General features: G+C 61.2%; 5 protein-coding genes and 2 pseudogenes. 2 read left to right on the forward strand and 5 right to left on the reverse strand.

Annotation, left to right across the window (positions count from 1 at the left end; genetic code table 11):
* Positions 1-253: 253 nt before the first annotated feature.
* From BG22_RS10330 to BG22_RS10345, 4 genes and pseudogenes are all read right to left on the reverse strand, one after another.
* The gene (locus BG22_RS10330; protein ID WP_140495342.1) at positions 254-2,578 is read right to left on the reverse strand and encodes a YhgE/Pip domain-containing protein; all 2,325 of its coding nucleotides are present in this window, start codon (positions 2,576-2,578) and stop codon (positions 254-256) included.
* Positions 2,575-5,301 (reverse strand): YhgE/Pip domain-containing protein, encoded by a 2,727-nt coding sequence (locus tag BG22_RS10335; RefSeq protein WP_140495344.1) that lies wholly within the window; start codon positions 5,299-5,301, stop codon positions 2,575-2,577. The genes BG22_RS10330 and BG22_RS10335 overlap by 4 nt, the downstream gene beginning before the upstream one ends.
* A gap of 366 nt (positions 5,302-5,667) precedes the next feature.
* Positions 5,668-6,435: pseudogene (locus BG22_RS10340) on the reverse strand (nitroreductase family protein).
* Positions 6,436-6,583: 148 nt separating this feature from the next.
* The gene (locus BG22_RS10345) at positions 6,584-7,021 is read right to left on the reverse strand and encodes a DUF4235 domain-containing protein (protein ID WP_140495348.1); all 438 of its coding nucleotides are present in this window, start codon (positions 7,019-7,021) and stop codon (positions 6,584-6,586) included.
* Between the two features lie 122 nt (positions 7,022-7,143).
* Between BG22_RS10345 and BG22_RS10350 the strand changes: the two genes are divergently transcribed.
* Both BG22_RS10350 and BG22_RS10355 read left to right on the forward strand, forming a co-directional pair.
* The gene (locus BG22_RS10350; protein WP_169834068.1) at positions 7,144-7,854 is read left to right on the forward strand and encodes a histidine phosphatase family protein; all 711 of its coding nucleotides are present in this window, start codon (positions 7,144-7,146) and stop codon (positions 7,852-7,854) included.
* Positions 7,855-8,375: 521 nt separating this feature from the next.
* Positions 8,376-9,704 (forward strand): annotated as a pseudogene (locus tag BG22_RS10355) (ABC transporter substrate-binding protein).
* Positions 9,705-10,212: 508 nt separating this feature from the next.
* On the opposite strand, the gene BG22_RS10360 reads toward BG22_RS10355, so the two are convergent.
* Entirely contained in the window at positions 10,213-11,229 is a 1,017-nt protein-coding gene (locus BG22_RS10360; RefSeq protein ID WP_140495346.1) for a LacI family DNA-binding transcriptional regulator, read from the reverse strand.
* Positions 11,230-11,596: the final 367 nt, after the last annotated feature.

Genomic DNA, 11,596 nt, shown 5'->3' on the forward strand with positions numbered 1-11,596 from the left:
CTGAATCAAGCAAAGACGCAATCGATACGTGTTTCGCGGCACGAATACCAAACAAAAAGAAAGGCTCTGTTACACCAGCTTTGACATAAGAGGCAAATTGGTGGGGTTGATTCCTTTAGGGAATAAACCCATTCAGGGAAATGAATGAACCCATTCAGGGGAATTGACCCCTTCAGAACTTTCGTTGATTAACCCATGTCAATTCTGGTTTAACAGAGCCAAAAGAAACCCAGCAATCCGCCTCACATCCGCCTCACATCACCTTGGTGCTTTCGAGATTGCGGATGATCCAGTCGTTGAGGCGGATCACGGGCTTGCGCAGCATCAGGCCAAGCAGCAGCGACGGCACGAGGAACAGTGCCAGTTTGCCCATGGCGATCCAGTACTCCATGCCGAAGGCCCCGGCCATGGCCGAATGCATCGCGTCCACGGCATAGGGGAAGAGCAGCCATTTGGACACCACTTGGAAGAACGGCGGCAGCGTCTCCACCGGGAACGTGCCGCCCGATCCAGCCACCTGCATCACCAGCAGTATCACGGCGATGGCTTTGCCGATGTCGCCGAATGAAACCGTCAACGTATATACGATGTTCGAAAACACCAGTGCGGCCAGCCATCCGACCATAAGGAACTGCACCGGGTGCTCGCACTGCACACCCAGATAGAACAAATCGCCCAGACATACCAACGTGCCCTGCAACAGCGCCAGGAAGCCGAAAATCATGTACCGTCCGAAATACTCATGGTGCAGCTGCAAACCAAACTGCCGCGCATTGCCGGGGGATTCGGGACGGGGCTTCTTGAGCACGTCCAACGCGGCGCTCGGCCCGGCCACACGACCGGCAATCAGCGCCTCGCGAAGCCCGACTTCACTCCCCAATGGCAGGTCGTTGCCAAGCCCCAGCACCTTGGCCTTTTCATGGTCGGAAATGGAAACCTTCAGCATGGCCGCTAGAATGATCGCGCCCACCCAGATGGCCAGAATCGTGTAGAACGGAGCCATGGCTGAACCGTAGTTCGCCATCGGGTACAGCGGGATGCGGTCAACGGCCACGGGGGCGGCGAGCATCGAGGCGAGGGTATCCGGATCGGTCGAAATGACGCTGGATAGGTCGCCGCCGCCGTCCTTGGCCAGCGACGAGAACTTGCCGGCCAAGGTATCCAATTTCTTGGCGGATCGGTTCAACGCTGCCGAGGCCTTGCCCAAAGAGTCCTGTATGCCCGTGATGCTGCCGGACAGTTCTTCGGACATTCCGGATACGCTATCCACCGTGGAGGACAGCCCATCGATGACGTTGGAGGCCTGATTCGCCACGTCGTCCATCGAAGCGGCCAATTTCGTCAGCTGCGGCTTCAAGGCGTGCTCATAGGTATCCGAAACCTCGGTGATGGACTTGCGGGCCGCTGCGATCTCGTCTGCTATCTTCTGACGGGTTGCCTCAGCATCCGCGGTGCCGTCGGTGATGTGCTGAGCGGCCTCGCCCAGCGCATCGGCGACCGATTGCAGCTTCTGCTTGGTTTGTTCGGCTTGTGCCGCGGCCTTGGTCAGTGCGTTGCGAACCGACTGCACGGAACTCTGGTCTGCCAACGATTGCAGCGCTGCTGCATAGTCGCCGAATGTATTGGCCTGCGCTTGGACCTTCGACTGCATATCGGTCAGCGCGCCCGCTACCTGTGCGGACTGTGATCCGATATCGGTGAATGCCGCGTCAATCTGCTTATCGATGGAGACGTATGCCTCGTCGGCCTGCTTCAGAGCGGCGCTGACACCGTCCGCGGCCCCGGAAAGGGCGTCGCCAAGGCTTGTGGCGCCTGATTGGGCTTGTTTGATGGACTGTTTCGCGCCCGCTGCCGCCGAGCCGGTGGAGCCCAGCAGTTTGTCGGTCGAGTCGATGATGCCGCTCGCGGCTCCCAGCAAGTTGACATAGGAGTCGATCTGCGCTGCCGTCCCGGTGAGTTTGGCCGACATGCCGGTGAGATGGCTGGTGGCGTTGTCGATGTACTGGGCCATTTCCGGGCTTTGCGCGTATTTGGCCACGTTCGAGGCCAGATTCAACGCCACACTGGACAGCGTTTTGACGAAGGTCTGGTCGATGGTGGTGGCCACGGTGCTGGCACCCTCATCCGTGATATGCGGGGCGATCGGATTGATTTTCTCGTTGAGATAGTATTCGAGCTTCGCATGTGTGATGGTGGGCGAGAACAGCGTCATCATGTCTGCGCTGAAGCTTTTGGGAATCACCAATGCCGCGTAGTATTCCCCGGAGTACACGCCGTCGATGGCCTTGTCCCGGTCCACGAACTGCCAGTCCAGATCATGGTTGGCCCGCAGTGCGCTGGTCACGGTCTCTCCCACGTTGATGGGCACCGGGATGAGATCGGATTTGTAGCCCTTGTCGGTGTTCGCCACCGCGACTTTCAGAGCCTTCGTGTTGCCATATGGGTCCCAGCTGGCGGCGATGTTGTACCAGGCGTACAGGGCCGGCACGATGACCAGACCCATCGCCACGATCACCGCAATCACATTGCGCGTGGCCTGGCGCAGGTCACGTATGAACAGCTTCCAGATGAGCTTCATCGCGCGCCTCCCTTGTTCTGGCCGTTGCGATTGTCTTGGCTGTTCTGTTCGTCCTGCTGCCCGTCCTGCTGGTCATCCTGCCTGTCCTGTTGCCCGTCCTGTTCAACGCGATCGGTGCGGACGGCGCGCATATCGTGGCCGTCGTGTTTGTCGTGGTCGCGGAATCGGCGCCAGACGTAGCCGTTGAGCATCACGTCGCGGAATTCGTCGGCGTTCATTGCGCTGACGCCCACCTGCATCGCGTAGCTTTCGCGCGTGTACTCCACCACGATCAGATACGCATCGATGAGGATGATCGACAGAATCCATGCGGTGAGCATCGTGATCTTCTGCTGCGTGACGAACAGCAGCACGAGGAAGATGAACGGCAGCACGGTCAGCAATACCAGACCGGAGACGATCATCATCGGATACCGGGCGAAGAACCGGTGCGCGCGGCTGGTGATGAGGGCCCGCAGCTCCTTGCTGTCGGACACCGTGCGGAACACCGCGTTGAGGCTCACATGCTCGTTGACCATGCTGTTGTGCTCGGTGATCATGAGATCGGTATCACCCAGACGGCGGTCGAACAGCGCGTTGAGGTTCATCGCATACCGGCGTATCACCAAACCGATGAACAGCGCAGCCGGCAGGTACAGCGCGAGATGGCCCATATCCAGCCAGTAATGGTTCGCATACGTGCCGGCGATCGGCCCGCGCATGGCGTTGATGCCATAGGTGAACGGCAGCCAGGGGTGCAGTTCGCGGAAGAAGTCGGGCATCATCTCGATCGGATAGAGGCCGGAGGCGCCGGGAATCTGCACGATGACCAGAATCACGGCCACCGCCTTGCCGATATGCCGGAACGCCACGGCCAGCGCGTAGATGATATTGATGTACACGAACGAACAGAACACGCCGGCCAGTATGAACAGCAGCGGATGCTCGCACTGGATGCCGAGCGCGAGATCGCCGACCGTGGCGATGATCGCCTGCAGGAATCCGACCGTGACCAGCAGCAGCCAGCGTCCGAGATATGCCTGAGTGGCCGTCACATGCCGGAGATTCTCGCGGTCCACCTCCAGTTTGTAGATGGCGATGAGTACGAAACCGCCCACCCACAGCGCCAGATTGGTGTAGAAGGGCGTCACGGCTGAGCCGTAGTTGTCGGTTGGGTAGACCACTTTGGTGACAAGGCTGACCGGATTGCCGATGAATGCGCCGAATTCCTGATCATTGAGATGCAGGGTGCTTTGGATCTTCTGATAGGCCGCGGAACTGTCGAGCGCGCCGATGTCGGTGCGCACGGTGTCCACGTCTTCGGTGAGCTGGGTCAGGGAGCGCTGCGTGCCGCTGATGGTGGATCGCGTCTGGCCGATGGTGTCGGACAGTTGGTCGAGCAGTCCGTCCGTCTGGGTGAGTGTGCCGTCCAGCGAGACCAGCGTGCCGTCCAATGTGCCGTTGAGGGCGGCGAAGCCATTGAGGGATGCGTTGAGATTCGGCATCACCGTGCCGGTGAGCGATTGACGGGCCTGACTCAACGCCGCGAGTCCGCCGGTGGCCGCGGTACCCATCGCCCCGGAGAGATGGGTGGTGGCGTCCTTGCCGGAGTCGATGAATTGCGAGGCGTTGTCGTGGAAATCCTCGATTTGGGCCTGCTGTCGGCCGATGACTCCTTCCAGCGTATCGAGCTGGTTCCATATACGCTGCCCCAGCGGGTCGGTCGTATGCTCATCGATGCCGGTCTGACGCAACGCGTCCCTGACGTTGTCGATGGCGGTCTGCGTGCGGTCCAGCGGGGCGTTGAGGGCATTGGTGATGGAATCCACCGAATCCTGTGCGGTGTTGAACGAGCCGATGATGCTGCCGGCCGCCGTGTTCACGTCGACCGCGAGGCCGGACAGCTTGGCCGAACTGTCGTCAAGCGCTCCCACGAGTGTGGAGGAGAAGGCCTGCGAGCCGTTCTGCGCTTGGGTGAGCAGCGTGCCGGACTGCTGTGACGCCTTGCGGGCGCTCTCAATCGCTGTGCTCAAGGTTGCGGTGGTGCGTTTGGCATCGGCGATGGTGCCGTCCGCCTGGTCAAGGGTGGATTGCAGGTCCTGCAGAGCGCCCTGCACGCTGCCGATGGTGTCGAGCACGGTGTCGAGGTCCGCGATGGCGTCCTGTTGGGTTGAATCGGTGGCGTTGTCAAGCTCGCCACCGGCCTTGGAAACGGCTTTCGCCACGGTATTGCCCACCGTGGCCACGAACGTGGAGTTGATCTGCTCGTCGATGGTGCTGGCGCCGGTGTCCGTGATCTTGGGCGCGATGGCGTTCTTCTTCTCGTTGACATAGTAGCGGATTTTCGGGCGCTTGCCCGTACCGGTGACCGAATCCACCAGACTGGCGCTGAAATCCCTGGGCAGCACGATGGCCGCGTAGTATTCGCCGGTCTCCACGCCTTGGACGGCCTGATCCTCGCCGTCCACAAAGCGCCAGCCGAGCTGGTGGTTCTTCTTCAGCTCGGCGACCACCTGTCTGCCGGCGTTGAGCTCGCCGACCAGATTGTTGGAGGTGCCGCGGTCCTCGTTGGCGATGGCGACCTGGATGTTGCCGGTGGCCGAGTACGGGTCCCAGTTGGCCAGGATGTTGAACCATGCGTACAGCGAGGGGATGATGGCCACGCCGAGGGTGACCACCACGGCGACGGGATTGCGGACGATGCGCAGGAAATCACGTCGGAAGATACGCAAGATGGTCCGCATGCCGCCCTCGTTTCGTAGACGGTTTCGCCGTCCGTGTCAATTATCGAATGACCAAGAGCAGTCTATCCCGCGTGCCGTCTGACGAAAGGGCGGAATGCCGCGAAATGATGGGAAATTGGCCGCCGCTTGTCCAATATCTGGTCTCAGTAAGCGGACGGCGTAATGATGGCAATCGCCGCCGGCCTTTCGCTTGCTGGAGAGGGAGGCCGGCGGCGATTCGTTGGTATGAGGGTTCGTTGGTATGAGGGTTCGTTGGTATGAGGGTTGGCAGACCTGGAGTCGAGGTCTGCCGGGCCGCGGAGGAATCGGCCGAAGTTCCACTGGGATTGCCGAAATCCGCAGTGGTCCGCCGGGCCTGTGACGAGCCTACTTGTCCAGCTGGAAGCCTTGGGCTGCGGCCTTGTCGAGCAGCGTCTTGCCACTGACGTCCTGACGGCTGATCGTGGCGATCTGGTCACTGAAGGCGTCCACCGGGCGGTCTGCCTGACGTAGGTCGTAGTAGCGGTGGACCTCGGCGTCGAATCCCGGCAGCGGGGCGAGCGTGTCGTCGGCGTCCGCCGGATAGGTGTTCTCGAAGAACTGCATGTCGCGCGGCATGCGGGGCTTGAGCGCCGGTTCCTGATCGGACTTGCCGATGGCCAGACCCAGCACCGGATACGTGTATTCCGGCAGGTTGAGCAGCTCGATGAGCCCGTTGATGTTGTTGAGCGGCGAGCCCAGAATCACGCACCCGAGCCCCAGCGAGAACGCGGCGGTCTCCATCGCGTGCAGGGCGAGAACGGCGTCGTTCTGCGCCTGGGTGAAGCGGTAGCTGGTCTTGAGGTTGAAGTCGTCGGACGACGGGTCGATGCCCTTGCGTTCGGCGATGCGGGCGTTGCGGTGCTCGTCGATGATGAACAGGTAGAGCAGCGGGGCGGTGGCGATCTACGGCTGGTTGCCGAATTCGGCGACCTTGGCCTTGATGGCCGGATCGGTGATGCGGATGGCGGACCAGTCGTTGAGGAACTGGCTGGAGGCGGCGTGCTGGGCCACGGTTTCGAGCGTGGCGATGGTGTCGGAGTCGATGGCCTCATCCTTGAATTTGCGGATGGAACGGCGGTTCAGCAGGGTTTCGATAGTCGCATTGGTAACCATGATGCCATTGTCGCACGCGTGGGCGGCGGTGGAAAGAACGGTCGCCTGACGGCGGAATGCGGATGCCGGACGACCGGTGGGAGACCGGTGGGGGACCGGTGTCGGTATGTCAGGACCTGGACTGCGACTTGGCCTGCTATTTGGCCTGCTATTTGGCCTGTGACTTGGCTTGTGACTTGCGGTGGCGACGATCCACAAGCGCCTGCGAACCGCGGTCGGACAGCTGCGAGATCACGGCGCCGAAAGCGGCCGATGCGGCGGCGAACGCGAGACTCATCGCCAGCCCCTGCGGCGCATCGGCGGCCAACCCCTTGCATAGGTTGCGACGGGCTCTGCCCTTGTCCCACAAGGTCTGGAACACCTTGCCGGCCACCATGCCGACCAGTGCGGGGGCCGTGGCTTTGAACGCCTTGTCCAGCAGGGAATCGGGGTCTGCCTCGCGGCTGGCGCGCAGTGCGTTGACCTTCTCGTCGATACGGTGCAGGCCCGCGATGGCCGCGTCGGCGCCGGCCGAGGTCTCGGAGGGGGATGCCCCGGATGCCCCGGAGAAGGTCTCATGAGAGGCCGTGGATGACGAGGCGACCATGCCGGAGTCGATGGGGGAGTCGTGACGTGCGGTGTGCTTTGCGCTGCTCATGGCTATCAGTGTAGAGCACACCGCGCCCGTCGTTGATCGGAATCCGGGGTCAGGTGGACTAGAGTAGAGGTATGAGCGAACAGCATATGGACGGCACTGTGGCCGTCGACCCTTCTCGCAACGGCACAGGATTCCTGGTGCTGTTGCGCCATGGACAGACCGTATGGAGCGAATCGGGCCAGCATACGGGCCGCACGAACATCCCGCTGACCGCCGTGGGCGAGCGTCAGGCGCGTGAGGCGGGCGATCGGCTGCGCGAGGCGTTCCCGGGTGGATTCGACGAGGGGTGCGTGTTCTCCAGTCCGCTCGTTCGCGCCCGTCAGACCGCCGAGCTGGCCGGATTCGCGCCGAGGGAGCTCGACGGCATCGCCGAATGGGATTATGGTCCCGCCGAAGGGCGTACGCGCCGCCAGATCAGCGAGGCCGCCGGTTTTGCATGGGACATCTGGCGGGACGGGCCGCGCTCGCTGCCGGAGTCGTTGCAGGGCGATTGGACCGAGACGTTGCCGGGCGGCGCGGAGGTCCCCGTGCACAACGGTCCGGGGGAGTCGCTGGAGGAGGCCGCGGCGCGTGCCAAGGGCGCCATCGACGAGGTGCTGCCGTTGCTGCGTGAGGGACACAACGTGCTGTTGGTCGCGCACGCGCACATCCTGCGCATCCTGACGTCGCAATGGCTGGGCGTTGACCCGCATTTCGCGCGACTGCTGCGTTTGGACACGGCGCATTATTCGGTACTGAGCGTCTACAAGGGCGATAACGTCATCGAGCGCTGGAACGCCTGAGAACGTTGCCGTGAAGCAAACGGCGGAGCTGTTTGTAGGCGACGTGCGAGCCGGCAGGCGGGCCTGCGGAACACGCGCGGAGCGCGTCCGAAATTGCAGAACGGGCTGGCAGCGGAGCTGAATGGCTTTCCGCCTGGCACTGTTGTTCTTTCGCTTCCGCGCTTGTCTGCTGCTTCCGTCCGTGGTTCCTTTTCGGTGCCAACGCTGCGATGCAAACGATGGCGATTATGCCGTTGCGAGGCGTCGATTTTCGGGTTTTATAGGTGTGGCGTAGATTGTTAGCGTTCTCATTGTTGCGAACGCTTGCATGAGTGCATATAGGCAAAACGCGCCGAAGTATTGGGATAATGTTGTGTGATTTCATCCCGGGGCGCATTTTTGACGCGCCGAAAATGCCATCGTTTGCAAAATCGAGCAAACCGTTGCACAATAGGACATGTCGATAGTCGTAAGGGAGCCACTAACGGCACCCGCTCCGGACGGAACAACCGGAATCGACGTGGAAAGAGAAAGGTTCGACGATGAATCGTACAGTGAAGTCCGCGGTCGCGATGGCGGCCATTGCAGCAATGTCCCTCGGCGCCCTTGCCGCCTGTGGTAACTCCACCTCCTCCGGTGACGACTCCAAGGGCAAGGTCTACTACCTGAACTTCAAGCCGGAAGCGGCCGACCAGTGGACCGCGCTGGCCAAGGAATACACCAAGGAGACCGGCGTCGAGGTCAAGGTGCAGACCGCAGCCTCCGGTACCTATGAGCAGACCCTGAAGTCCGAGATCGCCAAGACCGAAGCCCCGACCCTGTTCCAGGTCAACGGCCCGGTCGGCTACCAGAACTGGAAGCGCTACACCGCGGACATGTCCAACACCGAGGTTTACAAGGAACTCCAGAATCAGGACGTGGCCCTGAAGGACGGCGACAAGGTCGTCGGCGTGCCGTACGTGATGGAGACCTACGGCATCATCTACAACAAGGACATCCTCAACAAGTACTTCGCGCTTGACGGCGCCAAGGCCAAGAGCATCGACGAGATCGACAACTTCGACACCCTGAAGGCCGTGGCCGACGACATGCAGGCACGTAAGGACGAGCTCGGCATCCAGGGTGCGTTCACCTCCGCCGGCTTCGACTCCAGCTCCGACTGGCGCTTCAAGACCCACCTGGCCAACCTGCCGCTCTACTATGAGTTCAAGGACGACAACGTCACCGAGCAGCCGGCCACCATCAAGGGCACCTACCTGCCGAACTTCAAGAAGATCTTCGACCTGTACATCACCGATTCCACCACCGATCGCACGCAGCTGAGCGCCAAGACCGGCGACGACGCCAACTCCGAGTTCGCGCTCGGCGAGGCCGCCTTCTACCAGAACGGCACCTGGGCCTGGACCGACCTGTAGAAGGCCGGCATGAAGGCCGAGTCCGTGGGCATGATGCCGATCTACATCGGCGCCAAGGGCGAGGAGAAGCAGGGTCTCGTCACCGGTTCCGAGAACTACTGGTGCATCAACGACAAGGCCTCCGACGCCGACAAGAAGGCCACCGAGGACTTCCTGACCTGGGTGATTAGCTCCGACACCGGCAAGAAGGCCCTTTCCCAGGACATGGGCTTCACCACCCCGTTCAAGACCTTCGATGACGTCACGTCCGACAACCCGCTGACCGAGGCCGCCGTCGAGGACCAGAAGTCCGGCAAGACCCAGGTCTCCTGGAACTTCACCATGATGCCGTCCGAGGAGTGGAAGAACCAGCTCGGCAACGCCATGCTGGAGTACGCTCAGGGCACCGGCGACTGGAACGCCGTCAAGACCGCCTTCGTGGACGGCTGGGCCTCCGAGTACTCGGCCTCCCACTGAGCTGTGTGAGAGACCTCGGGCATCGTCTCGGGGTCTCAAGGCCTTGGATTGAAGGTTGAGACGACCTGTATCCGCGTCGATTGCGATGACGATCACGATGAGTCGTGTGAGTTGCGATTGATTGCAATCGATCGTGATTGATTGACCGGATGGATGAGACTATCTCATCGGTGTTCATCGGCCTAAACTCAACAACAGCTCAACAACATACGTGGCGTCCTGCGCATACTCCTTCTCCCGGGGCGCCACTTCTCCTCTTCCTCATGTTCCCTCCTATCCAACGAGTTGAGGCCACCGTCCGTTTGGGCGGTGGCCTCAACTCGTTAATGGAGATTCGGCTGTCGTCGGGAGGATTCGGGAAGGACGAGGGATGATTCTCGTGATTTCCGTGGGGTTCTTCATTGGAAAGCCATGCCGGAGAAACCCGCGGCTGAGAGCGTCTGTCTCCGGGGACTCCCGCTGAGCAGCTGTCCGGAAACAGACGCGAATCCGATGGTCGGCTGTGGGGCTACTTGATGCGCGAGGTGGAGGAGCGGACCACCAGATGCGCGGGGAAGGTGATGAACGGGTCCTTGACCGGCTTCTCATCGATAAGGTCGAGCGTCATGCGGGCGGCGATGTGCGCCATCTCCACTGGGTCCTGACGGATCGTGGTCAGGCCGATGTCATTGGTGTAGAAGCTGTCGTCGTAGCCGATGAGCGATACGTCGCCGGGCACGGAGAAACCGTTGCGCTCGAGCTGGAACATGAGCGGCAGCGCGATGCCGTCCTCCTGGCAGGCGATGGCGGTGGGCATCTCGTCCAGACTCATCAGCTGGGTGACCACGTCGCTGATCTGATAGTGCCCGTCGCCGTCCACCTTGCAGACCACCGCCTGCGGTTCGATGCCCTCCTTGCGGCATGTCTCCATGAATACGTTGAATCGGCCGCGCACCGAGAAGCTTAGGGAGATGTCGCGGTCGGTGCTGATGTACGCGATACGGCGGTGTCCAAGGTTCATCAAGTGGCGAGCGGCGAGCGTGGAGCCCTGATGATCGTCGATGTTGACCGCGGCGGCGAATCCATGCTGCTCCGATTCCGCGGTGTTGATGCCGATGATCGGCACGTCCACCGAGGTGAGCTGGGCGATCTCCTTGCTGTCGATGTCGAAGGAGACCACGATCACTGCATCGGCATTGCGCCGCACCGGCAGCATCTCGAAGAACTCGCGGCGCTCCTCGATGCTGGAGATCTGGAAGATGGAGATGTCATAGCCCTCCGCGTGCAACACCTCGTTCAGGCCTTCAATCACCGATGCGGTGAACCACAGGCGGATATGGCCGCTCATCAGTACCGCAATGCGCAGCGAACGGCCGGATTTCAGGGCTGCCGCGGACCGGGAGAGCGAGAAGTTGAGCTCGTCGGCGATGGCGAGCACGCGCTCGCGGGTTTTTGCGGAGACCAGTTCCGGGCGTGTGAACGAGCGGGAGACGGTGGAGATGGAGACACCCGCCTTCTGGGCGACATCCTGGATGCTTGTGGTCATGAAAGCCCCCTGCGGCTGAGATGGTTGTGGAATCGCATAACTGATTCCAGTGTACATGCCGTTGCCGTGTTTGACATGAATGACAACGGTTGTATTACAAACGTTTGCATGAACGATTCAAGGTGTCTTGTAATGGCTTGTTTCCGCCACTTTGAGAGTGAAAGAAAGTAACGGTCATTATTGGACGTCGGGGTGGGAAACGCGATAAATGACAACGTTTGACATATGCGCTTCCAGCACGTACCATGAACATAGGTTCAGACGAGAGTGGGCTGTGGAAACGGCTTCGCAATCGGCGGGCCGGCATTGAGTCATGGATCCGCGTTCGACGCACGACGTAGTGCCGCGGACTCAAGGAGGAGGAAAA

Origin of the sequence: Bifidobacterium sp. UTBIF-78 (assembly GCF_006408945.1) — a bacterium.
Taxonomy (GTDB): domain Bacteria; phylum Actinomycetota; class Actinomycetes; order Actinomycetales; family Bifidobacteriaceae; genus Bifidobacterium; species Bifidobacterium myosotis.

Coding starts and splice junctions, on each gene's coding strand:
- BG22_RS10330 (WP_140495342.1), bottom strand. CDS start 2,578: ATGAAGCTCATCTGGAAGCTGTTCATACGTGACCTGCGCCAGGCCACG.
- BG22_RS10335 (WP_140495344.1), bottom strand. CDS start 5,301: ATGCGGACCATCTTGCGTATCTTCCGACGTGATTTCCTGCGCATCGTC.
- BG22_RS10345 (WP_140495348.1), bottom strand. CDS start 7,021: ATGGTCGCCTCGTCATCCACGGCCTCTCATGAGACCTTCTCCGGGGCA.
- BG22_RS10350 (WP_169834068.1), top strand. CDS start 7,144: ATGAGCGAACAGCATATGGACGGCACTGTGGCCGTCGACCCTTCTCGC.
- BG22_RS10360 (WP_140495346.1), bottom strand. CDS start 11,229: ATGACCACAAGCATCCAGGATGTCGCCCAGAAGGCGGGTGTCTCCATC.